Source organism: Pseudomonas sp. 2hn, from assembly GCF_019646095.1.
Classification (GTDB): Bacteria; Pseudomonadota; Gammaproteobacteria; order Pseudomonadales; family Pseudomonadaceae; genus Aquipseudomonas; species Aquipseudomonas peradeniyensis.
On sequence record NZ_CP081016.1, the window covers coordinates 4,692,743 to 4,716,349 of the forward strand.

The 23,607-nt window shown below is 65.3% G+C and carries 22 protein-coding genes; 13 read left to right on the forward strand and 9 right to left on the reverse strand.

The genetic code is table 11. The features are described from left to right. Positions 1–65 precede the first annotated feature (65 nt). On the reverse strand, positions 66–674 hold the full coding sequence (locus tag K2O50_RS21220; RefSeq protein ID WP_050703938.1) for a TPM domain-containing protein: 609 nt from the start codon (positions 672–674) through the stop codon (positions 66–68). 203 nt (positions 675–877) lie between these two features. Between K2O50_RS21220 and bglX the strand changes: the two genes are divergently transcribed. The 5 genes from bglX (at position 878) to K2O50_RS21245 (ending at position 9,229) form a co-directional block, all read left to right on the forward strand. Next, positions 878–3,169 carry a beta-glucosidase BglX gene (gene bglX, locus K2O50_RS21225; RefSeq protein ID WP_050703937.1) on the forward strand — a complete coding sequence of 764 codons (2,292 nt, stop codon included), beginning with the start codon at positions 878–880 and terminating at the stop codon, positions 3,167–3,169. A gap of 117 nt (positions 3,170–3,286) precedes the next feature. Further along, complete coding sequence (locus K2O50_RS21230; protein ID WP_050703936.1) at positions 3,287–5,044, forward strand: ATP-binding protein; 1,758 nt, start codon at positions 3,287–3,289, stop codon at positions 5,042–5,044. Beyond that, the gene (locus K2O50_RS21235) at positions 5,038–6,372 is read left to right on the forward strand and encodes a sigma-54 dependent transcriptional regulator (protein WP_050703935.1); all 1,335 of its coding nucleotides are present in this window, start codon (positions 5,038–5,040) and stop codon (positions 6,370–6,372) included. Before K2O50_RS21230 ends, K2O50_RS21235 begins: the two co-directional genes overlap by 7 nt. 259 nt (positions 6,373–6,631) lie before the next feature. Then, complete coding sequence (locus K2O50_RS21240) at positions 6,632–7,951, forward strand: MFS transporter (protein ID WP_050703934.1); 1,320 nt, start codon at positions 6,632–6,634, stop codon at positions 7,949–7,951. Between the two features lie 126 nt (positions 7,952–8,077). Then, entirely contained in the window at positions 8,078–9,229 is a 1,152-nt protein-coding gene (locus tag K2O50_RS21245) for a Fic family protein (protein ID WP_050703933.1), read from the forward strand. 30 nt (positions 9,230–9,259) lie between these two features. Here K2O50_RS21245 and K2O50_RS21250 read toward each other — a convergent pair whose 3' ends face one another. Further along, positions 9,260–10,012: a hypothetical protein gene (locus K2O50_RS21250; protein WP_050703932.1), complete on the reverse strand. Its 753-nt coding sequence runs from the start codon at positions 10,010–10,012 to the stop codon at positions 9,260–9,262. A gap of 344 nt (positions 10,013–10,356) precedes the next feature. On the opposite strand from K2O50_RS21250, the gene K2O50_RS21255 reads away from it, so the two are divergent. Continuing rightward, on the forward strand, positions 10,357–10,722 hold the full coding sequence (locus tag K2O50_RS21255) for a hypothetical protein (RefSeq protein ID WP_050703931.1): 366 nt from the start codon (positions 10,357–10,359) through the stop codon (positions 10,720–10,722). Between the two features lie 118 nt (positions 10,723–10,840). Further along, on the forward strand, positions 10,841–11,446 hold the full coding sequence (locus K2O50_RS21260) for a flavin reductase family protein (RefSeq protein WP_050703930.1): 606 nt from the start codon (positions 10,841–10,843) through the stop codon (positions 11,444–11,446). On the opposite strand, the gene K2O50_RS21265 is transcribed toward K2O50_RS21260, so the two are convergent. Both K2O50_RS21265 and K2O50_RS21270 read right to left on the reverse strand, forming a co-directional pair. After that, positions 11,447–11,713, reverse strand: a complete 267-nt coding sequence (locus tag K2O50_RS21265; protein ID WP_050703929.1) for a hypothetical protein — start codon at positions 11,711–11,713, stop codon at positions 11,447–11,449. It abuts the gene before it with no gap. A gap of 8 nt (positions 11,714–11,721) precedes the next feature. Beyond that, positions 11,722–12,015: a putative quinol monooxygenase gene (locus K2O50_RS21270; protein WP_050703928.1), complete on the reverse strand. Its 294-nt coding sequence runs from the start codon at positions 12,013–12,015 to the stop codon at positions 11,722–11,724. 202 nt (positions 12,016–12,217) lie between these two features. On the opposite strand from K2O50_RS21270, the gene K2O50_RS21275 reads away from it, so the two are divergent. Further along, positions 12,218–13,138 carry an AraC family transcriptional regulator gene (locus K2O50_RS21275; protein WP_050703927.1) on the forward strand — a complete coding sequence of 307 codons (921 nt, stop codon included), beginning with the start codon at positions 12,218–12,220 and terminating at the stop codon, positions 13,136–13,138. Between the two features lie 72 nt (positions 13,139–13,210). On the opposite strand, the gene K2O50_RS21280 is transcribed toward K2O50_RS21275, so the two are convergent. After that, the gene (locus K2O50_RS21280) at positions 13,211–14,848 is read right to left on the reverse strand and encodes a 5-guanidino-2-oxopentanoate decarboxylase (protein WP_050703996.1); all 1,638 of its coding nucleotides are present in this window, start codon (positions 14,846–14,848) and stop codon (positions 13,211–13,213) included. Between the two features lie 112 nt (positions 14,849–14,960). On the opposite strand from K2O50_RS21280, the gene K2O50_RS21285 reads away from it, so the two are divergent. After that, positions 14,961–15,842: a LysR substrate-binding domain-containing protein gene (locus K2O50_RS21285; protein WP_050703926.1), complete on the forward strand. Its 882-nt coding sequence runs from the start codon at positions 14,961–14,963 to the stop codon at positions 15,840–15,842. Positions 15,843–15,966: 124 nt separating this feature from the next. Here K2O50_RS21285 and K2O50_RS21290 read toward each other — a convergent pair whose 3' ends face one another. Together K2O50_RS21290 and K2O50_RS21295 are read right to left on the reverse strand one after the other, a co-directional pair. After that, complete coding sequence (locus K2O50_RS21290; protein ID WP_050703925.1) at positions 15,967–16,581, reverse strand: NAD(P)-dependent oxidoreductase; 615 nt, start codon at positions 16,579–16,581, stop codon at positions 15,967–15,969. Positions 16,582–16,609: 28 nt separating this feature from the next. Further along, complete coding sequence (locus tag K2O50_RS21295) at positions 16,610–17,485, reverse strand: MBL fold metallo-hydrolase (protein WP_050703924.1); 876 nt, start codon at positions 17,483–17,485, stop codon at positions 16,610–16,612. A gap of 103 nt (positions 17,486–17,588) precedes the next feature. Between K2O50_RS21295 and K2O50_RS21300 the strand changes: the two genes are divergently transcribed. After that, entirely contained in the window at positions 17,589–18,497 is a 909-nt protein-coding gene (locus K2O50_RS21300; RefSeq protein WP_028690200.1) for a LysR family transcriptional regulator, read from the forward strand. A gap of 76 nt (positions 18,498–18,573) precedes the next feature. Beyond that, a complete protein-coding gene (locus tag K2O50_RS21305) occupies positions 18,574–18,747 on the forward strand; it encodes a hypothetical protein (protein ID WP_177330819.1) in 174 nt (57 codons plus the stop codon). A 6-nt stretch (positions 18,748–18,753) separates the two neighbouring features. Here K2O50_RS21305 and K2O50_RS21310 read toward each other — a convergent pair whose 3' ends face one another. Beyond that, positions 18,754–19,623 (reverse strand): oxaloacetate decarboxylase, encoded by an 870-nt coding sequence (locus tag K2O50_RS21310; RefSeq protein ID WP_028690201.1) that lies wholly within the window; start codon positions 19,621–19,623, stop codon positions 18,754–18,756. A gap of 420 nt (positions 19,624–20,043) precedes the next feature. On the opposite strand from K2O50_RS21310, the gene K2O50_RS21315 reads away from it, so the two are divergent. Continuing rightward, entirely contained in the window at positions 20,044–21,495 is a 1,452-nt protein-coding gene (locus K2O50_RS21315) for an MDR family MFS transporter (protein WP_050703923.1), read from the forward strand. Positions 21,496–21,569: 74 nt separating this feature from the next. Here the strand turns inward: K2O50_RS21315 and ttgR are convergent, their stop codons facing one another. Then, positions 21,570–22,202: an efflux transport transcriptional regulator TtgR gene (gene ttgR, locus K2O50_RS21320; protein ID WP_050703922.1), complete on the reverse strand. Its 633-nt coding sequence runs from the start codon at positions 22,200–22,202 to the stop codon at positions 21,570–21,572. A gap of 247 nt (positions 22,203–22,449) precedes the next feature. Here ttgR and ttgA point away from each other — a divergent pair, with 247 nt between their 5' ends. Then, positions 22,450–23,604 (forward strand): toluene efflux RND transporter periplasmic adaptor subunit TtgA, encoded by a 1,155-nt coding sequence (gene ttgA / locus K2O50_RS21325; protein ID WP_028690204.1) that lies wholly within the window; start codon positions 22,450–22,452, stop codon positions 23,602–23,604. The last annotated feature ends 3 nt before the right edge of the window (positions 23,605–23,607 follow it).

Genomic DNA, 23,607 nt, shown 5'->3' on the forward strand with positions numbered 1-23,607 from the left:
CTTCGCCGGTGTTCGCGGGGCAAGCCCGCTCCCACGACAACAGGCATTGATTCAGACCACAAGAATCAGTCGAGAATCACCAAGCGGTTAGGCAGCTCATTGCGCGCATGGGTGGGCGGCACGTGTTCGCTGAGCAGCTCACCGCAGGCCTCGATGCATTCGACGAACCCCTGCAGGGTATGGCCCTGGCGCACCTGGTCGGTGAAGCGGGCGACGATCGCCTCGCGCGCCTGCTCCGGCAGGTGCCGGGCAATGCCTTCGTCGACCAGGATCTCGACATGACGCTCGGCTTCGCTGACGAAGATCAGCACCCCCGTGGCACCGGCGGTACGCTGCAGATTGAGCTCGAGAAACTGCTGGCGGGCCAGCCCCGACGCACGCCGGCGCCGCAGCACCGACGGCACCACCCAGGCCGCCAGGCGCGGGTGGCGCAGCAGCAGACAGAGGCTGATGAAGGTCAGCATCTGCGCCAATAGCAGGCCGTTGACGCCAATACCGCCCAGCCACAAATGCAACGCGCCGGGGATCAGCAAGGCCAACAGGGCCGCCCAGAGCAACGGCAAATAGGGGAAGTCGTCGCCGCGGCGGGCCAGCACGGTCACCAGTTCCGCATCGGTACGCCGCTCGGCGCGGGCGATCGCCTCGGCGATCTGGCGCTGTTCGTATTCGGTCATGCCTTCGTCTCTCGAGCGTTCTTATCGTTGTTATCCCGGCAATCGGGTGGGCGAGAGTGTATCTCAACAAACGCCTCATATAAGGCATAATCCGCGACTGCGCCGGATCATGGATGAATGATCCACAGAACCGCCAGCGGACGCGACAACAACAGGCGTACGAAACGTCTCGGCCAGCCGCTTATCACTCGACAACGGAATTGATGATGAAACTGTCTTTGCTGGGCCTGGCCATGGGCCTTGCCAGTCAGGCGGCCCTTGCCGCCCCCACCGCCGCGCCCCTGCAAGACAAGCAGGCGTTCATCGACCATCTGGTCGGCCAGATGACCGAGGCCGAGAAGATCGGCCAGTTGCGCCTGATCAGCATCGGCCCCGAGATGCCCCGCGACAAGATCCGCGAGGAAATCGCCGCCGGGCGCATCGGTGGCACCTTCAACTCGCGTACCGCCCCCGAGAACCGGCCAATGCAGGACGCGGCCATGCGCAGCCGCCTGAAGATCCCGATGTTCTTCGCCTACGACACCATCCACGGCGAACGCACCATCTTCCCGATCGGCCTGGGCCTGGCCTCGTCCTGGGACATGGACGCCATCGCCAAGGTCGGCCGCACCTCGGCCATCGAGGCCGCCGCCGACTCCCTGGACATGACCTTCGCGCCGATGGTCGACATTGCCCGTGACCCGCGCTGGGGCCGCACCAGCGAAGGCTTCGGCGAGGACACCTACCTGACCTCGAAAATCGGCCAGGTGATGGTCAAGTCGTTCCAGGGCTCGAGCCCGGCCAACGCCGACAGCATCATGGCCATCGTCAAGCACTTCGCCCTGTATGGCGCGGTGGAGGGCGGGCGCGACTACAACACGGTCGATATGAGCCTGCCGAAGATGTACAACGACTACCTGCCGCCCTACCGCGCCGCCCTCGACGCCGGTGCCGGCGGGGTGATGGTGGCGCTGAACTCGATCAACGGCGTGCCGGCCACCTCCAACACCTGGCTGATGAACGACCTGCTGCGCAAGGAGTGGGGCTTCAAGGGCGTGACCATCAGCGACCACGGCGCCATCCAGGAACTGATCCGCCATGGCGTGGCCCGCGACGGCCGCGAAGCGGCCAAGCTGGCGATCAAGGCCGGCATCGACATGAGCATGAACGACACCCTCTACGGCGAGGAACTGCCTGGGCTGCTGAAGTCCGGCGAAGTCAGCCAGGCCGAGCTGGACCAGGCGGTGCGTGAAGTACTGGGCGCCAAGTACGACATGGGACTGTTCAAGGACCCCTATGTACGCATTCCCAAGGCCGATACCGACCTGAAGGACTACTACGCCGACGACCGCCTGCACCGTGACGCCGCTCGCGACGTGGCACGCCGTGGCCTGGTGCTGCTGGAAAACCGCGAGCAGACCCTGCCGCTGAAGAAGTCCGGCACCATCGCCCTGGTCGGCCCCCTCGCCGATGCGCCGATCGACATGATGGGCAGCTGGGCCGCCGACGGCAAACCGCAGCACTCGGTCACCGTGCGCGAGGGCTTGCGCCGCGCCGTCGAGGGCAAGGCCAAGCTGGTCTACGCCAAGGGTTCTAACGTGACCGGCGACAAGGCCATGTTCGACTACCTGAACTTCCTCAACTTCGACGCGCCGGAAATCGTCGATGATCCACGCCCGGCCGCCGTGCTGATCGACGAAGCGGTCAAGGCCGCCAGGCAGTCGGATGTGGTGGTGGCCGTGGTCGGCGAATCCCGTGGCATGTCCCACGAATCGTCGAGCCGTACCACCCTCGAGATCCCGGCTGTGCAACGTGACCTGATCAAGGCGCTGAAGGCCACCGGCAAGCCCCTGGTGCTGGTGCTGATGAACGGCCGTCCGCTGTCGATCGCCTGGGAGCGCGAGCAGGCCGACGCCATCCTCGAGACCTGGTTCAGCGGCACCGAAGGCGGCAACGCCATCGCTGACGTGCTGTTCGGCGACTACAACCCGTCCGGTCGCCTGGCCATCACCTTCCCGCGCTCGGTCGGGCAGATCCCGATGTACTACAACCACATGCGCATCGGCCGCCCGTTCACCCCGGGCAAGCCGGGCAACTACACCTCGCAGTACTTCGAGGAACCCAACGGCCCGCTGTACCCGTTCGGCTACGGCCTGAGCTACACCAGCTTCGAGCTGTCGGGGCTGGCGCTGTCGCAGAAGGAACTCAAGCGTGGCGGCACCCTGCAGGCCAGGGTGACGGTGAAGAACACCGGCAAGCGCGACGGCGAGACCGTGGTGCAGCTGTATATCCAGGACCAGAGCGCGTCGATGAGCCGCCCGGTCAAGGAACTGAAGAACTTCCAGAAAGTCATGCTCAAGGCCGGCGAAGCGCGAACCTTGACCTTCGACATCAGTGAGCAGGACCTGAAGTTCTACAATGGCCAACTGCAGCACGTCGCCGAAGCTGGCCAGTTCAATGTGCAGATCGGCCTCGACTCGCAGGCGGTGCAGCAGCAGAGCTTCGAGCTGCGTTAAGCAGGTTCGGCCCCTTCGCGGGCAAGCCCGCTCCCACAGGGTTATGCATGTCCTGTGTGGGAGCGGGCTTGCCCATGATGAGGCCGGCACAGACAACCGAGATCCCGGATCCGCCCCATGCCCTCATCCTTCCGCGCCCTGCGCCTGGGTTTGATCATCCTGCTGATCCTGGTCGGCACCACCCTCAGCGCCGGCTGGGCCATGCACCAGGCCAAGCGCCAGGCCATGGAAACCGACGCCCGCCGGGCCAGCGAGCAACTGGGCCTGTATGCCAACGCCCTGCACACCCTGATCGAGCGCTACCGCGCCCTGCCCGCGGTGCTGGCGCTGGATCCGGAGCTGATCGCCGCCCTGCGCGGACCGGTCACCGAGCCGGTGCAGGACGCCCTGAACCGCAAGCTCGAACGCATCAACGGCGCCGCCAACTCCTCCACCCTGGAGCTGCTCGACCGCACGGGCCTGGCCATCGCCGCCAGCAACTGGCGCCTGCCGACCACCTACGTCGGCTCCAACTACGGCTTTCGCCCCTATTTCAAGCAGACCCGCAGCCAGGGTAGCGGCCGCTTCTACGCCGTCGGCGTGACCAGCGGCGTGCCGGGCTACTTCCTGTCCAGCGCGGTGAACGACGAACACGGCCGCTTCCTTGGCGCCATGGTGGTCAAGCTGGAGTTTCCCGAGCTCGAGCGCGAGTGGCGCCAGGGCAGCGATATCCTGCTGGTCAGCGATGCCCGCGGCATCACCTTCATCGCCAACCAGGACGGCTGGCGCTACCGCGAGCTGCAACCGCTGTCCGGCGCCGACCGCGCCGAACTGGCCGAAACCCGCCAGTACGACAAGCAACCGCTGGTGCCCCTGCAGCACCAGGCCCTGACCCGCTTCACCGACACCAGCCACCTGACCCGCGTCCAGGGCCCGGATGGCACCGCCGAGTACCTGTGGGAGCGCCTGCCCCTGGAGGCCGAAGGCTGGACCCTGCACCTGCTGCGCAAGCCGCAGGTCGCCGAGGACGGGCGCAACGCCGCCCTCGCCGCTGCGGCAATCTGGCTGAGCCTGGTGTTCGCCGTGCTGTTCGTCAGCCAGCGCCTGCGCCTGGCCCGCCTGCGCCAACGCAGCCGCGAAGAGCTCAAGCGCCTGGTCGAGGAGCGCACCCGCGAACTGCATACCGCCCAGGAAGGCCTGGTGCAATCGGCCAAACTAGCGGCACTGGGGCAGATGTCGGCAGCCCTGGCCCACGAGATCAATCAGCCGCTGACCACTCAGCGCATGCAGCTGGAAACCCTGCGCCTGCTCCTCGACCATGGCCGCCATGACGAAGCGCGCCAGGCCCTGGAACCGCTGGAGCAGATGCTGACCCGCATGGCCGCGCTCACCGGCCACCTGAAAACCTTCGCCCGCAACAGCCCCGGCGGCCTGCGCGAGCGCCTGGACCTGGCCACGGTGGTCGACCAGGCGCTGCACCTGCTGGACACCCGCATCCGCGCCGAAGGCGTCGAAGTGGCGCTGTACCTGGCGCGCCCGGCCTGGGTACGCGGTGACGCGATCCGTCTGGAGCAGGTGCTGATCAACCTGCTGCGCAACGCCATCGACGCCATGGCCGACAAGCGTTACAAACGCCTGGAGATCCGCATCGAGGCCGACGATGCGCAGTGGCGCCTGAGCGTGCTCGATTCCGGTGGCGGCATCCTCGACTGCGACCTGGACCGGGTCTTCGATCCGTTCTTCACCACCAAGCCGGTCGGCGAAGGGCTGGGCCTGGGCCTGGCCATCTCCTATGGCATCGTCATCGACGCCGGTGGCCGCCTGCAGGTCGAGAACCTGCCGGGCGGTGCCCGCTTCAGCCTCACCCTGCCCCGCGACCTGGAGCCTGTATGTTGAATTCGGTGATCGTCGTCGACGACGAAGCGAGCATCCGCACCGCGGTGGAACAATGGCTGAGCCTGTCGGGCTTCAGCGTGCAGCTGTTCGCCCGCGCCGAGGACTGCCTGGACAGGCTCGAGCCGCACTTCCCCGGGGTGATCCTCAGCGACGTGCGCATGCCCGGCATGTCCGGCCTGCAGCTGCTCGAACGGTTGCAGGCGAGCGACCCCGACCTGCCGGTGATCCTGCTCACCGGCCATGGCGACGTGCCCATGGCCGTGGAAGCGATGCGCAATGGCGCCTATGACTTCCTGGAAAAACCCTTCACCCCGCAACACCTGATGGGCAGCCTGCGCCGCGCCCTGGAAAAGCGCCAGCTGGTCCTGGAGAACCGCCGCCTGCATGAACAGGCCGACCTCAAGGCGCAACTGGAGAACACCCTGCTGGGCATGTCCCAAGGGCTGCAGCAACTGCGCCGCCAGGTGCTGGAGCTGGCCGGCCTGCCGGTCAACGTGCTGATTCGTGGCGAAACCGGAAGCGGCAAGGAGCGCGTGGCGCGTTGCCTGCATGACTTCGGCCCGCGCGCCGACAAGCCCTTCGTCGCGCTCAACTGCGCGGCCATTCCCGAGACGCTGTTCGAGGCCGAGCTGTTCGGCCATGAGAGCGGCGCGTTCACCGGTGCCCAGGGCAAGCGTATCGGCAAACTGGAGTACGCCAATGGCGGCACCGTGTTCCTCGACGAAATCGAGAGCATGCCCCTGGCCCAGCAGGCCAAGCTGCTGCGGGTGATCCAGGAGCACAAGCTCGAGCGGCTGGGCGCCAACCAGAGCATCAGCGTCGACCTGCGCATCATTGCCGCGACCAAGCCGGACTTGCTTGAGGAAGCTCGCGCCGGGCGCTTTCGCGAAGACCTGGCCTACCGCCTGAACGTCGCCGAGCTGCGCCTGGCGCCGCTGCGCGAACGGCGTGAGGACATCCCGCTGCTGTTCGAGCATTTCGCCCGCGCCGCCGCCGAACGCCTCGGGCGCAGCGCCCCGCCGCTGAGCGGCGTGCAGCTGGCGCGCCTGCTGGCCCACGATTGGCCGGGCAATGTGCGCGAGCTGGCCAATGCCGCCGAACGACATGCCTTGGGGCTGGGCTCGCCGGCCCTGGAGATCGAGTCCGGCGGGCAATCCCTGGTCGAGCAGATGGAATCGTTCGAAGCCCAGTGCCTGCGCGCAGCACTGCGCCAGCACAAGGGCGAAATCAAGGGCGTGATGGAGGCATTGCAACTGCCGCGACGCACACTCAATGAAAAGATGCAGCGCCATGGGTTGGTGAGAGAGGACTTTCTTGAGCGCGAATGAGCGGATTATTGCTCAGCAACCCAGGCCAACAAGCGGAAAACCGCCTATCTGGTGCCGTTGTTTCACACCTCATCGCGGGACAAGCCCGCTCCCACGAAGGTCCCTGAAACGCAGGCGGCACAGGCTTTGCGTGGAAGCAGGCTTGCCCCGCGACGCCCTCGAATGGATCACCACGCACTCATCTGGCACACCTCCTGCAAAACCCTTCTCAAGCTGCGCCTCGAGCGCGCTCCACAAAAACAACGAGAAGGTATCCCTGATGGATAACGCCAGCACTCTGCCCACCGGGGCGGCCGTTGCGCCCGCCGCGCAAAAGTCCACCGCCAGCCGCCTCAAATCGATCTTCAGTGGTTCCATCGGCAACATGGTCGAATGGTACGACTGGTACGTCTACGCCGCATTCTCGCTGTACTTCGCCAAGGCCTTCTTCCCCGCCGGCGACACCACCGCCCAACTGCTCAACACCGCCGCGATCTTCGCCGTGGGCTTCCTCATGCGCCCGATCGGTGGCTGGCTGATGGGCCTGTATGCCGACCGCAAGGGCCGCAAGGCGGCACTGATGGCCTCGGTGCTGCTGATGTGCGCAGGCTCCCTGGTCATCGCCCTGACGCCGGGCTACGAGACCATCGGCGTCGCCGCGCCGATCCTGCTGGTCGTCGCCCGCCTGATGCAGGGCCTGTCGGTAGGTGGTGAGTACGGTACCTCGGCCACTTATCTCAGCGAGATGGCCAGCAAGGAACGCCGTGGTTTCTTCTCCAGTTTCCAGTACGTCACCCTGATCTCGGGTCAGCTCATCGCCCTGGCGGTGCTGATCGTCCTGCAGAACACCCTGACCACCGAGGAGCTGTATGCCTGGGGCTGGCGCGTACCGTTCGTGATCGGCGCGCTGTGCGCGGTGGTCGCCCTGTACCTGCGCCGCGGCATGGAAGAGACCGCGTCCTTCACCAAGAAGGAGAAGTCCAAGGAAAACCTGATGCGCACCCTGCTGCGTCACCCCAAGGAGCTGATGACCGTGGTCGGCCTGACCATGGGCGGCACCCTGGCCTTCTACACCTACACCACCTACATGCAGAAGTACCTGGTCAACACCGTGGGCATGAGCATCAGCGATTCGACCACCATCTCGGCGGCCACGCTGTTCCTGTTCATGTGCCTGCAACCAGTGATCGGCGGACTGTCCGACAAGATCGGCCGACGCCCGATCCTGATCGCCTTCGGCGTGCTTGGTACCCTCTTCACCGTGCCGATCCTCAGCACCCTGCACACCATCCAGACCTGGTGGGGCGCGTTCTTCCTGATCATGGCCGCGCTGATCATCGTCAGCGGCTACACCTCGATCAACGCAGTGGTCAAGGCCGAGCTGTTCCCGACCGAGATCCGCGCCCTGGGCGTCGGCCTGCCGTACGCACTGACCGTGTCGATCTTCGGCGGCACCGCCGAGTACGTGGCCCTGTGGTTCAAGAGCATCGGCATGGAGACCGGCTTCTACTGGTACGTCACCGCCTGCATCGCCTGTTCGCTGCTGGTTTACGCGACCATGAAGGACACCAAGCAGCATTCGCGGATCACCACCGACTGATCCCTGCTCGCCGAACGTGAAAAGGGGCGCTCCGGATGACCGGGCGCCCCTTTTTAATGGATTGTGAGCCGAATAATAGCGCCATTCGGCTCACATACTGAGCCGAATGGCGCTATTATTTGGCTCATGAACCCAAAAGCGCACACGGCTGCAGACACCGCCTGGGTCTGGCAGCAGGCCGACTGGCCCGACTTTCGTTGGGATGCGTCGCAATTGGCAACCTTGCTCAGGGACTGCGTCCAGGCGCAGGGCTGCCTGCTGGGCAGAGCGGGGGCGGTGACCGAGGCCAATGCCAACCTCGATACGCTCGATACCCTGCTGCAGAACATTGTCACGTCCTCGGCCATCGAGGGCGAGCAGCTCAATGTAGAGTCCGTTCGCTCTTCCCTGGCCCGCCGGCTCGGCATCGCTGAGCCGGGGACGACCACGACACGCAGCGAGGGCTTGGCCGAACTGATGGTGGACGCGGCCATGGGCTATGTTCGGCCACTGGATCAGCAACGCCTGTTCCTGTGGCACTGCTGGCTGTTCCCCGAACATGACGATTCACTCGCACCGCCCCTGCCAGTCGGTGAATGGCGCGACGATGCTCCAATGCAAGTGGTGTCGGGGCGTATCGACAAACCCAGGGTGCATTTCGAAGCACCGCCGCGTACCGGCCTGGAGCAGCGGGTGCGGCAGTTTCTCGACTGGTTCGAGAACAGCCGCAGCGATCGGCAACTCGACCCCCTGCTACGCGCGGGGCTCGCCCATTTCTGGTTCGTCACCTTGCACCCCTTCGCCGATGGCAATGGCCGTCTGGCCCGCGCCATCACAGACCTGGCATTGGCCCAGGGCGAGCAACGGGCGGTCCGTTTCTACGCCATGTCCAGCAGCATCCTGGAAGACCGGGCCGGCTACTACGCAGTCCTTGAAAGCAGCCAGCGCGGCGGCCTGGACGTCACACAGTGGCTGGCCTGGTTCCTTGCCACCTTGCTGCGCAGCCTCCAGCAAGCGCTGGTGCGCATCGACCGGGTGCTGGCCAAGGCACGCTTCTGGCTGATCCATCGTGGCGACGGCTTGTTGCCCGAACAGGTCAAGGTGCTCAACCGCCTGCTCGATGGTGGGCCTCGCGGGTTCGAGGCCGGTATCAGCGCCAGCCAGTACCAGGCGGTGGCCAAGGTCTCCAAGGCCACGGCCACCCGACACCTTTCCGACCTGCTGGACAAGCACTGCCTGGTTCGCCTGCCCGGCGGTGGGCGCAGCACCCGCTACAGGATCAATACTCAAGAGATCTGAGCAAGGCCGGTCAAGCCGGCCAATCCATGGTTACGACAGCTCGGCCACCCGCTGCGGCTCGCGACGCTGGTAATAGGTGGCCATCAGCACCAGTACCAGCAGCACGCCGCCAAGCACCAGCGAAGAACCCACTGTGCCGAAGTCCAACCCGCCTTTCTCGTGTGACTTGGTCAGCACGTCGCCCAGCGTGGCACCGAACGGACGAGTGAGAACGAAGGCGATCCAGAACAGCACGACGCCCGAGATCTTCGTCCAGTAGCGGGCTGCGGCCACCAGCGCGATCGCCGAGCCGATCAGCAGCGCGCCACCAGCGAAGCCCAGGCCGGAATCATCGGCCAGGTAATCGCCCAGGGCGGTGCCCAGGGTGTTGGAGAACAGGATCGCAACCCAATAGAACAGCTCGCCACCACGATTGCGGATGCGACTGACGTCCAGCGGGTTGCCGCTCAGGCGCCACAGGGCAAAGGTCAGCAGGAGAATGCCGATCAGCAGTGCCGAGCCCATGGCGTAGCCCAGGCCCAGGGTCCGGTCCATGAAGTCGGACATGGTAGTACCGGCGGTACTGGTGGAGAGGATCACCAGCCAGTACAGCATCGGGTGGTAACGGCGTGAGTAGAGCTGTGTGACCAGGGTCACCAGGAACACGCTGATGAGCAACAGCGAACTCATGGCGTAGCCGATGTCCAGGGTCATCGACAGCAGGTCGCCGGCCGTCTCGCCGAGGGTGGTGGCGCAGATCTTCATGACCCAGAAGGCCAAGGTGATTTGCGGGAGTTTGTTCATGGGTGTGCCGCTCCAGGGGTTCAAGTGCGGCGATGGTGGCGAGCGAAGCCTGAAAAATCGGTTTGAGCCGCATGAAAAATCCGTTGATTGCTTAATCCCCAGGCTCGCGTGCCCTTAACTCCCCATTAATTTCCGCCTTTCATCTTTGTCGAACTGGAAAATTCATTGGCGGTCGTGCTGCACGCCACACGCGATGCCCACTGCAGGCCAGGGATAGCCGCACCCTAAACAATCGAATAAACAGATTCGTATGCGCTATTTTTTGCGCTTTTTTATCGATTTTATAGGCGTAGCATTGAACCCATAGAAACAACAACCCCTAGCAACTCACCGGAGCAACGACCATGAAAAACAAACTGATCCTCACCCTCGCCCTCTCTGTTCTGACCACTGGTGCCTTTGCCGAAGACGGCTTCGATCGTACCGGCGCCCACACCTTCGCTGCCGTGCAGAGCCAATCGGCCACCTACGCAGAAGATGGCTTTGATCGTACCGGCGGCCAGCGCTTCGCAGAAGACGGCTTCGATCGCACCGGCGGCCAACGCTTCGCAGAAGACGGCTTCGACCGCACCGGCGGCCAACGCTTCGCCGAAGACGGCTTCGACCGCACCGGCGGCCAACGCTTCGCAGAAGACGGCTTCGACCGCACCGGCGGCCAGCGCTTCGCCGAAGATGGCTTCGACCGCACCAACGGCCACCGCATCAGCTGATCGCTGATGCGTGCAACCAGCCCGGCTTCGGCCGGGCTTGATCATTTGCAGCCGGGCCAAGCCTTGGCACACTAGGCGCCTTGTCCCCCACCAGGAAGGGCCTCGCGGCCTTGCGCAGATGTACTACTACGAACCCGCAAAAGGCCACGGCCTGCCCCACGACCCGTTCAACGCCATCGTCGGCCCACGCCCCATCGGCTGGATCTCCAGCCACGACCGCGAAGGCCGTCTGAACCTGGCGCCCTACAGCTTCTTCAACGCCTTCAACTACATCCCTCCGATCATCGGTTTCTGCAGCGTCGGGCGCAAAGACAGCCTGAACAACATCGAGCAGACCGGTGAGTTCGTCTGGAACCTGGCCACCCGCCCACTGGCGGAGCGAATGAACCAGAGCTGCGCCGCCGTGGCGGCGGATGTCGACGAGTTCGTGCTCAGCGGCCTCACCCCGACCGCCTCGAAGGTGGTCAAGGTGCCGCGTGTCGGCGAAAGCCCGGTGAGTTTCGAATGCAAGGTCAGCCAGATCGTCCAGCTCAAGCGTGCGGACCAGGAGCCGGTGCCCAGCTGGCTGATCCTCGGCGAGGTGGTGGCGGTGCACATTGCCGAGCACCTGTTGAAAGACGGTATCTACGACACCGCCGCCGCCGAGCCGATCCTGCGTGGCGGCGGCCCGGCCGACTACTTTGCGCTGGGCGAGTTGTTCAAGATGGCGCGCCCACAGGTCTGATCAGAAGATCAGTTCACCTTCCTCGCTCACGCCCTGCAGGCGTTCGAGTTCGGCACACGCGGCCTCGTCGGCGGTGATCGCCGACTGGAACACCTGCCCATCCAGCACTTTGTGAAAGCGCGGCGCGCCCCCCATGCCCAGGGCCTTCACGGCGATCGCCGCGTGGTAGCCGCCGCCTTGCACCGGAACCATTGCCGAAACCGTTTCGAAGTGGGGGAATTCTCTACGTGCCATGTCGCTCTGCGCCTGTGTGATCGAGGGCGGCATTCTACACGCTAGGCGAAAGTATGCAGGTCGAGGCTGCTGACCACCTGCTCCTGCACCAGCTCCCCGAACACGTCGAGAGTGGGCGAGGCGAAATAGCCACTCATCGCCTGCTGGTCGCACCAGCTGCCGCTGAGCAGCCACAGGTCGGCATCGACCTGCGAGCGCTGCACGCTGAAGCTCAGGCAGCCCGGCGCACGTCGCGACGGCTCGAGCAGGTCGCGCAGGCGCACGCCGAGTTCCGCGGAACGACCGTTGCTGGCGCGGATGAAAGCCAGGTGTGTGACCGGTTGCTGCTGGGTCATGAACGATCTCCTTGAAGCGCTACGGACGGGAAAACCAGGCTGCCAAGGTTAGGGGTTCGCCCGCGCGGGCCGTTAGGCCATTACTGCCGGCCGATTGCCTGATCCTGCAGCGCGGCAGGATCAGGCAATCGATCTGCAGCTTTCGACTAGCATCTGCCATTGCCCAAACCTATGCTGCGTCGGTCAGCAGAGGAATCCCGCCATGACTTCATCCACGCCCCTCGATCCGCTTCTGGAGCAGCAACGCCAGGAGCTGGCCGGGCTGATCCGGCGTCACGCCCAAGGCCCCCATGGCTCGGTGTCGGCCATCGAAGACCTGTACCTGACGCGCTACGAAGAGGATGTGCGCGGCATGCCGGCCCTGGCGCAACCAGCCTTGTGCATCCTGGCCCAGGGCAGCAAGACCCTGTTTCTGGGCGACGAGCGCTATACCTACGACCCGCTGCACTACATGGTGGTCTCGGTGACGCTGCCCATCACCGGCGCCCTGCTCGAAGCCAGCCCAGAGAATCCCTGTCTGGGCCTGCGCCTGGACATCGATCCGGCGCAGATCAGCCAGTTGATAGCCGAGAGCGGGCCGATACTGGTCCCTGGCCAGGCTTCCGGCCGTGGACTGTTCGTGGAGAAAAGCGATCCGCAACTGCTCGACACGCTGCTGCGCCTGGTGCGCTTGCTCGACAGCCCGCGGGATATCGCCGTGCTCGCCCCACTGGTGCGCCGCGAACTGATGTACCGTGTGCTGCGCGGCCCCCAGGGCTGGCGCCTGTGCGAGATCGCCCTGTCCAGCAGCCAGACCCACCGGGTATGCCAGGCCATCGCCTGGCTCAACCGGCATTACCAGGAGCCCTTGCGCATCGAGGACCTGGCACGCGAGGTCAACCTCAGCACCTCGACCCTGCACCACCGTTTCAAGGCGGTGACCTCGATGAGCCCGTTGCAGTACCAGAAACAGCTGCGCCTGCAGGAGGCGCGGCGACTGATGCTCAACGACGGACTGGAGGCTGCGGTGGCCGGCTACCGGGTAGGTTATGAAAGCCCGTCGCAGTTCAGCCGCGAGTACAGCCGCTTGTACGGCGCGCCGCCGATTCGCGACGTGGCGCGCCTGCGCGCCAGCGCCAGCTGAAAAGAGACAAACATCGGGCAACTGTAGGAGCGGGCTTGCCCCGCGATCGAGGGCAAAGCCCTCGCTAAAGCTTCAGCCCTGAACCGCCCGCTGCCACTGACCTTGATCCACATGGATCAAGGTCGGTCCCTGACGCTCCACTGCCCGACCCAACGCCGCCTGCAACTGCCCCACATCGCCCACGTTCTCGGCTTCGGCCCCCAACGCCCGCGCCACGCCAATGAAGTCCGGGGTATGGATGTCCACGCCGACCGGCTCGATAGCCCGGTTGACCATGTACTTCTTGATTTCCTCATACCCCTGGTTGTTCCACAGCAGCACGATCAGCGGCACCTGCGCCTCGACCGCGCTGGCCAGCTCGGGCAGGGTGAACTGCAGCCCACCGTCACCGATCAGGCAAACCGCCGGTGCGCGTGCGGCGGGCGACTCGGCGCTGCCCAGCCAGGCGCCCATGGCGGCCGGCAACGCGTAGCCCAGCGTGCCGTAACCGGTCGAGGCATTGAACCAGCGACGCGGCCTGGCCATGTCCAGGGTCAGGTTGCCGGTATAGACCGGCTGGGTCGAGTCGCCCACCAGGATGGCGTCCGGCAGGGTTTGCAGGATGCTGGTCAGCAGACGGGTCTGGCTCAGGGTCGGCTGGTCCCAGCTGGCTGCATTGTCCTGGCGCAGGCGGGCGGCCCGCGCCGCGCCCCAATCGCTATCGCGCGGTGGTTGCGCCTGCAGGTTCAGGGCCACCAACAGCGCTTCGGTGGCCTGGGCGGCATCGGCCACCAAGGCCAGTTCGGGCAGGTAGTTACGGACCGTCTGGTCCGGGTCGATATCGATCCGCAACAGGCTGCCGGGAATCTCGAAACCACCCTTGAAGGTCACGTCGTAGTCGGTTTCGGCCAGTTCGGTGCCGATGGCCAGCACCACGTCGGCCTCGGCCACCAGCGCACGGGTGGCCGGCAGGGTCTGGGTCGAGCCGATCTGCAGCGGATGGTTGGCGGGCAACAACCCCTTGGCGTTGATGGTCAGCGCCACCGGCGCCTGCAGGTGCTCGGCCAGCCGCACCAGCCCGGCGCCCGCCTCCAGCGCACCGCCACCAGCGAGGATCAGCGGACGCCGCGCCTTGGCCAGGCGCACGGCCATGCGCTGCACGGTCTGTGGCGCGGCGCCGGCACGGGTGGTGCGCACCACCCGGCCCGGCAACAGGTGATCGGCGGGTTCCACCAGCACATCCAGCGGGATCTCGATATGCACCGGGCGCGGGCGGGCACCGTCGAACACGGCGAAGGCGCGGGCCAGCACCTCGGGCAGGTCATCGGCGCTCATCAACGTGTGCGAGAACGCCGCCACCCCCGCGACCAGGCCGGCCTGGTTGGGCAGTTCGTGCAGCTTGCCGCGTCCGCCGCCCAGTTGGCTGCGCGATTGCACGCTGGAAATCACCAGCATCGGGATCGAGTCGGCGTAGGCCTGGCCCATGGCAGTGGTGATGTTGGTCATGCCCGGGCCGGTGATGATGAAGCACACCCCAGGCTTGCCCCGGGTACGCGAGTAGCCGTCGGCCATGAACCCGGCCCCCTGCTCGTGGCGCGGGGTGATGTGACGGATCGAAGAGGCGGCCAGGCCGCGGTAGAGTTCCACGGTATGCACACCGGGAATGCCGAAGACATGATCGACGCCATAGCCTTCGAGGAGTTTGACCAGCACTTCACCACAGGTTGCCATCATCGAGTACCCGATTCTTGTTGAGACCTGTGCTCATGGAACCAAGCGCCGACTACCGCCACAATGCAAAAAAACACATACTAGCCATGACCCCACATCATGGCTTGTCACGATGAAACGCCTGCCGCCCCTCCCCGCCCTGCACACCTTCCTGGTGACCGCCCAGCACTGCAACTTCACCCGCGCCGCGCAACAGCTGCATATCACCCAGGGCGCGGTCAGTCGGCAGATCGCCGGGCTCGAGGAACACCTGGGCTACGCGCTGTTCCAGCGCCAGGCCCGAGGCCTGGCGCTGACCCGCGAAGGACAGGACTGGCTGCCCCGAGTGCAGCAGGTCTTCACCCTGATCGAACAAGGCGTGCGCGAGGTCGGCGGACGCAGCGCGACACTCCAGCTCAAGGCGCCGACCTGTGTGATGCGCTGGCTGCTGCCACGCTTGCTGGAATGGCAGGCACTGCGCCCGGATGTGCCGGTGGAGTTGACCACCACGGTGCAGCATGGCGTGGATTTTCGCCGCGAGGGCTTCGATGCGGCCGTGGTGTATGGCGCGGCGCCGAACCATGGGCTGCAGGTACGCAAACTGTTCGACGAACAGCTGACGCCGGTCTGCGCGCCATCGTTATCGAGCGGCCCCTTGCAGTTGCGGGACCTGGCGCGGCAGATGCTGCTGCACCCTTCGAGGGACGAACATGACTGGCGACTGTGGTTGCAGGCGGCCGATGCCGGGTTCGAGCCCCAGGGGCCGAAGCAGCATTTCGAGACGTTGGACATGGCGATGGCCATGGCCTCTCAAGGGACGGGAATCGCCATCGGCGATTTCTCGCTGATCGGCGACGACCTGCGCACGGGCCGGTTGTGCATGCCGTTCGAGCTGAAGGTGACGACCGGGAAGGGCTATTACCTGGTGAGCCCGTCGAAGACCATGCCCGCGGGGCTGGTCGAGTTGATGGAGTGGCTGCAGGCGCGTGCCTCAAGCCTTGCGCATCCCCTGTAGGAGCGGCCTTGTGCCGCGAAAGGGCCGCATAGCGGCCCCGGCGATTTCTGATTTGTCGCTGAAATCCTGGGCTGCTTTGCAGCCCTTTCGCGGCACAAGGCCGCTCCTACAGGTACCGCGCGACTCAGTAGCCCACTGTGAACCGCGCCCGCGAATGCGCCGGTTTATCCAGCTCGTCGAGCATGGCGATGGCGTAGTCGGCAAAGGTGATCCAGCTTTTGCCATCGCCGCCGATCAGCAGGTGGTCCTTGCCCAGGGTGTAGTGCCCGCTGCGCTCACCTTCGACGAACTCCGCCGACGGCGACAGGAAGGTCCAGTCCAGGGTCGGCTCGCGGCGCAGCGCTTCAAGAAAATGCACCCCGGCACTGGCCTCGGCCTTGTAGGCCTCAGGAAAGTCCGGGCTGTCGATCACCCGGTGCCCGGACGGCAGCAGCAGGCTGCCGGCCCCGCCCACCACCAGCAGGCGCTTGACCCCGGCCCGCTTGACCGGCTCGATGATCGCGCCCGGCTCGATAGTGGAAAAGTGCGCCGCGCTGAGCACCGCGTCGCAGCCCGCCACGGCCGCCTGCAGGGCAGCGCTGTCCTTGGCATCCAGCGCCTTGACCGTCACGCCGTCACGGCCTTGCAGGCTACCTGGATCCCGGGCGATGGCCACCACACTGTGGCCACGGCGCAAGGCCTCTTCCAGCAATTGGCTGCCGGCGCGCCCGGTGGCGCCGATGATTGCGATCTTGCTCATGGGAAACACTCCAACAGGTTGAAAGGGATTACCACTTCATCTCGCCCTTGGCGACCTTGGCCCCCAGTTCCAGGGAGCTCTCGTCGCCAAGGTTCGGGTAGCGTTGCTTCATCGCCGCGATCAGCGCGGCGGAATCGGCGGCCTTGGCGGCTTCGGTATCGAAGTCCCGGATGTAGCCGGCGGTGAAGCGCACCGCGTCCAGCGAGCGGCTGCTGTCGCCCAGGTAATGCCCAGGGATCACCGTGCGCGGAGCAAGCTGCTCGATCTTCGCCAGGGTGCTCAGCCAGTCGGTGTGGGATTGCGCGGTCTGGGTGTCGGCCATCCACACGTGGATGTGCTCGGAAACCACCACGCCACCGACCACTGCCTTGATCGAGGGAATCCAGACGAAGCTGCGGTCCGGCTGTGGACCGTCCAGGCCGACAACCTCCAGTGCCTGGCCTTCCAGCTCCAGGCGATTGCCCTTGAGGACCTGCGGCACCACCAGGCGTGCCGGCTTGTCCGCGCCCATCTGCGGGCCCCAGTAGGCCAGCTTGGCGTCCATGGTCTTGCGGATGTGCTCGACAGTGGCGGCCGAGGCGACCACCCGGGCCTTGGGAAACGCCTGGGTGATGGTGTCCAGGCCAAAGTAGTAATCCGGATCGCCATGGCTGACATAGATAGTGGTCAGTTGCTTGCCGCTGGCACGCAGGCGTTCGACCACCTGCTCGGCCTGGCCTTTGCCGAACTGCGCGTCGACCAGGATGGCATCGTGGGCGCCGCTGACGATCACCGAGCTGACCGGAAAGATCGCCGCGTGACCAGGGTTGTAGGCTTCGAGCTTGAGCGGTTCGCTGGCCATGGCCTGGCCGCCGAGGGTGAGACAAGCCAGCAGCAGGCCGCGCAGGGGAGTGAGAAGAGACATCGCAAGATCCTGTGAGTGGGACGATGCAGGCAAGCTTAGTTGCCCGAACCAATACAAAAAATGCGATGCTTCGACATAGTTTGTTTCTGAAATCGGACAGATCATGGACCGCCTCAACGCCATGCGCGTATTCGTCACCGTCGTCGACCTGGGCAGCCAGTCGGCCGCGGCGGATCATCTGGAGCTTTCCAGGCCCGTGGTATCACGCTACCTGGCGGAGCTCGAGGACTGGGTCGGCGCGCGCCTGATGCAACGCACCACGCGCAAGCTCAGTCTGACGGCGGCGGGTCTCGAAACCCTGCCCCGCTGCCGCCAGTTGCTGGAGCTGGCCGGCGACCTGCAGAACGCCGTGCGCCAGCCGGACGACGCCCCCCGCGGTGAACTGCGCATCAGCGTCAGCACTTCGTTCGGCCAAGCCCAGCTGGTGGATGCACTGGCCGCCTATGTCAAACGCTACCCCGGGGTGAAGGTGGAACTGCAGATGCTCGACCGCACCGTCAACCTGGTGGACGAGCGCATCGACCTGGCCATCCGCACCAGCAACGATGTCGACCCCAACCTCATCGCCCGGCGCCTGAGCGTGTGCCGCTCGGTGGTCTGCGCCAGCCCTGCCTACCTGCGCGAGCACGGCACGCCGCGCCAGGTCGAGGAGCTGAGCCGGCACAACTGCCTGACCCACGCCTACTTCGGTCATAGCCTGTGGCATTTCGAGGTGGATGGGCAGAACGTCGCCGTGCCGGTGCAGGGCAATATCAGCGCCAACGAGGCCATGACCCTGCAGAAAGCCGCCCTGGCCCACGCCGGCATCGCCATGTTGCCCACCTATCAGGCGGCGGCCGCGTTGCGCAGTGGCGAGCTGGTGCGGCTGTTGCCGCATGCCAGGCCACGGGAGCTGACCCTGAATGCGGTATACACCTCGCGCAAGCACATGCCGGCGACGCTGCGCAGCATGCTGGACTTCCTGGCGCAGCGGTTCGGCGACGAGCCGGAGTGGGACAAGGGATTGAGCTGAGTCCAGGCCATGCAGATCCGCGCACAAGGCCTATGCTTGAAGGTATCACCTGTTGCACCAACAGGAGGTCCGCACCATGAGCATCAAATCCAGGCGTTGCGCCCTCGTCTTCGCCCTGGTCGCGGTGGCCGGGCTCTACGGCTCGGCCTGCTGGCGGGTCGAGCTGCTGCGCAGCCAGCCCAACGCGGCCGCCAGCTGCGTCCACGAGCACTGCGTTCCCCACAGCGCAACGCTGAGCGCCGTCAGGTAGAGTGCATCACTCCTCGACGCTCATGTACTCCTTGGCCCAGCGGATGTAGTCCTCGGGCTGGGTGTAGGTGTGCGAAAGCTCGGTGGCGCCGAGGCTGTCCGACTTGTGCTGCTGGCCGCGCTGCTGGCGCAGGCAGTCGTAGGTGGCCTTGATCGCGGCGAAGTAGGCGGCATGGCCATCGACCACGATGCGCACGCCCAGGCGCGCCAGGCGCTCGTCGTCACGCAGGTTCGGGTTGGCGTAGGTGACCAGCATCAGCGGCACGCTCAGGTGCTCGGCGATCTGCTCCAACTGCTCGAAGTCCTTCACCCCCACCATGCAGATGCCATCGGCGCCGGCCTTCTGGTAGCTCTGGGTACGGACGATGATTTCCTCGGTGGTGAGCACGCCGGCATTGGTCCTGGCAATGATCGCCAGCGCCGAGTCGACACGCGCCTCCAGCGCCGCGCGGATCTTGCCCACGCCCTCCTCCACCGAGATCAGGTCGGTGGACTTGCGGCCGAACTGGGCCGGCAGCAAGGTGTCCTCGATGGTCAGCGCGGCCACGCCGGCGCGCTCCAGTTCGATGACCGTGCGCATCACGTTAAGCGCATTGCCATAGCCGTGGTCGGCGTCGGCGAGCACCGGCAACTGGGCGACGCGACCGATACGGGTGGCCTGCTCGACGAACTCGCTGAGGGTAATCAGGGCGAAGTCCGGCGCGGCCAGGACCTGCAACGAGGCGACCGAGCCGCCGAGGATGCCGACTTCGAAGCCCAGGTCCGCGGCGATACGGGCGGACATCGGGTCGAAGACCGAAGCGGTGTGATAGCACGAACCTGAAGCAAGCAGCTCGCGGAAGGCAAAACGCAGATCGTGGTGGGAAGCCTTGGGCATGATCACTCCGCTTGAACAATGAGAAATGGTGAACGGCTGACTACCGACCCCTGTATCGGGTCTACCTGACTGTTCCAACCGTCGCCATCTGGGCGGTCATGCTCGACATGCAGGCAGAGGAATAGAAGGTGTGGACATACAGCGACGCGAAACCCTGCGGCAAATGGCTGCACCATGCTGGTGCAGGCCCCGGATTTCAGCCTCTGCGGCCCTGCCACGATATCACGCGGTCATGCAGCGCTGGATGAATGCGCCAATGCCGATCTTGCATAGGGGATGCATGGAGTACATAGGTAGCTATGTAACTCAGGTTACAATGCTCCACCATGAATGAGCCCATCGCGGGGCAAGTCGCATCGGCGCACCGCCGCTCCCACGATGCCTCGCGATCGCGTCAGCGCTGACCACAAGGTATCCACCGTGACCGCCGCCCTGCCCCCCACCGTCCTGCGTAGCGTCCTGACCGCCCTGATGCTGGCAATCTTTCTCGGCGCCCTCGACCAGACCATCGTCGCCGTGTCGATGCCGGCGATTTCCGCGCAGTTCAATGATGTCGGGCTGCTGGCCTGGGTCATCTCCGGCTACATGGTGGCCATGACCATCGCCGTGCCGATCTACGGCAAGCTCGGCGACCTGTATGGCCGGCGGCGCATGATCCTCACCGGCACCGCCCTGTTCACCCTGGCTTCGGTGGCCTGCGGCCTGGCCCAGGACATGCCGCAGCTGGTGCTGGCGCGGGTGCTCCAGGGCATCGGTGCCGGCGGCATGGTGTCGGTGAGCCAGGCGATCATCGGCGACTTCGTGCCGCCCCGCGAGCGCGGGCGCTACCAGGGCTATTTCAGCAGCATGTATGCCTTGGCCAGTGTCGCCGGGCCGGTGCTCGGCGGTTGGCTCACCGAGTACCTGTCCTGGCGCTGGGTGTTCTGGATCAACCTGCCGCTGGGGCTGGTCGCCCTGTGGGTGATCCACCGGGCGCTGGACGGCTTGTCGGTCAAGCGCCGCGAGGCCCGTGTGGACTACCTGGGCGCAGTGTTGATGATCCTCGGCCTGGGCAGCCTGCTGCTGGGCATCACCCTGGTCGGCCAGGGGCATGCCTGGCTGTCGTCGCAGGTGCTGGCGCTGCTGGGCTGCGCGCTGTTTGGGCTGCTGGCGTTCATCGCCCACGAGCGCCGTTGCCGCGAGCCGCTGCTGCCGCTGGGCCTGTTTGGCAACCGGGTCGCGGTGCTGTGCTGGTGCGTGATCTTCTTCGCCAGCTTCCAGTCGATCTCGCTGACCATGCTCATGCCCCTGCGCTTCCAGGGTATCACTGGTGCCGGCGCCGACAGCGCGGCACTGCACCTGCTGCCGCTGGCCATGGGGCTGCCCATCGGCGCCTTCACCGGCGGGCGCATGACCAGCCGCACCGGCCGCTTCAAGCCACAGATCCTCACCGGAGCGCTGCTGATGCCAATGGCCATCGCCGCCATGGCGCTGACGCCGCCGCAATCGGAGTTGCTCGGCGCGCTGTTCATGCTGCTCACCGGCATCGCCTGCGGCCTGCAGTTCCCCACCTCGCTGGTGGGCACGCAAAGCGCGGTGGACAGCCGGGACATCGGCGTGGCGACCAGTACCACCAACCTGTTCCGCTCGCTTGGCGGGGCGATGGGGGTGGCGTGCATGTCCAGCCTGCTGCTAGCGCTATTGCACCAGGGTGGTTTCGAAATGTTGGGCAATCCGCTATTGGGCAGCCTCAAAGCGGGAGAGGCGGATCCGCAGACCCAGGCGCGCTTGCTGGAAACCTTCCGCGACCTGTTGCTGGTCAGCGCCGGAGCGTCGCTTATCGGGCTGCTGGCGGCGCTGGCACTGCCGGACCGGCAGTTGCGTGGGCGCTAAAAGCCTGCTCCCACAGTATTAATTCTGCCTTAACCGGAAAGGAGTAACACTTCCTCACAATCCTTAACAAAGTGTCATTTGCGCAAGCCCGGGCTCAAGCGCAGCATATCCAGCCCGGTGTCGACCCATTTTTCGACATCGCCCAACAGGTCGAAGCTGTCCGGCAGCAGCAGCCAGCGGCCGATCAGGCCGTCCACATAGGCAAACATGGCCACCGCCGCCCGCTCGATATCGAGCTCGGCGGGCAACTGGCCACGACGTACCGCATTGCCCAAGGCCAGGGCAACGCTCTGATGGCAGTCCAGCACCGCGCCCTGGCGTTGCTGGCGAATCTCACACATGTCGTCGGTGAACTCGCACTTGTGATGCAGGATTTCATTGATACGCCGGGTACGGGCATCGAGCACCAGCTCGTTGAACACTTGCAGCAACAGCTTGCGCATGCAGCCGAGCGGGTCGAGTTCGTCCTCGCTTTCACTGGCCCGGGCCAGGTGGTCATGGGTCTCGTGCAGGCTGTCGAGCAGCGCCTGCACCAGTTCCGCCTTGTTGCTGAAATGCCAGTAGATCGCCCCGCGGGTAACCCCCGCGAGCTCGGCGATGTCGGCCAGGGTGGTACGCGCGACCCCGCGCTTGTAGAAGGCCTTTTCCGCCGCCTCGATGATCTGGGCACGGGTTTCCTGGGCTTCTTCTTTGGTTCGACGGACCATGGCAGTACAACCTCATCAGGCCCCGCCCGCTCAGCTGGCGGACGGGAATCGGGCCGGGGCGAGCGCTTCATGGGCCACTCCCGGGTGCATGTGGACGATCCGCGGCGACTCACCGACGGTATTTACAAACAACCATGAATGTAAGTATATTCCTTAGCAAGCTATTTATCCACCGGATAGCGTTTTTCTCTTAAGACTCTTCCACTATATTCTTGAGCTCCCTTGCTCCTGCGACCCGAGGATCCTCATGCAATTCAAGCCAGCCGTAACCGCCCTGGTTTCCGCCGTGGCCCTGGCAACCCTGCTCAGTGGCTGTAAGAAAGAGGAAGCAGCGCCTGCGCCGCAGGCTCCTCAGGTCGGCGTCGTGACCGTGCAACCGCAAGCCTTCACCCTGACCTCGGAACTGCCGGGGCGCACCAGCGCCTACCGTGTGGCCGAGGTTCGCCCGCAGGTGAACGGCATCATTCTCAAGCGCCTGTTCAAGGAAGGCACCGACGTCAAGGAAGGGCAGCAGCTCTACCAGATCGACCCGGCCGTCTACGAGGCGACCCTGGCCAACGCCCAGGCCAACCTGCAGGCTACCCGCTCGCTGGCCGAACGCTACAAGCAACTGATCGACGAGCAGGCCGTCTCCAAGCAGGAATACGACGACGCCAATGCCAAACGATTGCAGGCCGAGGCGTCGCTCAAGAGCGCCCAGATCGACCTGCGCTACACCAAGGTGCTGGCTCCGATCAGTGGCCGTATCGGCCGCTCCTCGGTCACCGAAGGCGCCCTGGTGAACAACGGCCAGACCAACGCCATGGCCACCATCCAGCAGCTCGACCCGATCTACGTCGACGTCACCCAGTCCACCGCCGAGCTGCTCAAGCTGCGCCGTGACCTGGAAAGCGGCCAACTGCAGAAGGCCGGCGACAACGCCGCCCAGGTGCAGCTGGTGCTGGAAGACGGCAGCCTGTTCAAGCAACAGGGTCGCCTGGAGTTCTCCGAAGTCGCGGTCGACGAGACCACCGGCTCGGTCACCCTGCGCGCGATCTTCCCCAACCCCGACCACACCCTGCTGCCCGGCATGTTCGTCCATGCGCGGCTCAAGGCCGGGGTCAACGCCAACGCCATCCTGGCCCCGCAACAGGGCGTGACCCGCGACCTCAAGGGCGCGCCGACCGCATTGGTGGTCAACCAGGAGAACAAGGTCGAACTGCGCCAGCTCAAGGCCAGCCGCACCCTGGGCAGTGACTGGCTGATCGAGGAAGGCCTGAACCCGGGCGACCGTCTGATCACCGAAGGGCTGCAGTTCGTGCGCCCGGGCGTCGAGGTCAAGGTCAGCGAAGCCACCAACGTCAAGAAGCCGGCCGGCCCTGCTCAGGCCAACACGGCCAAAGCCGACGCCAAAGCGGAGTAAACC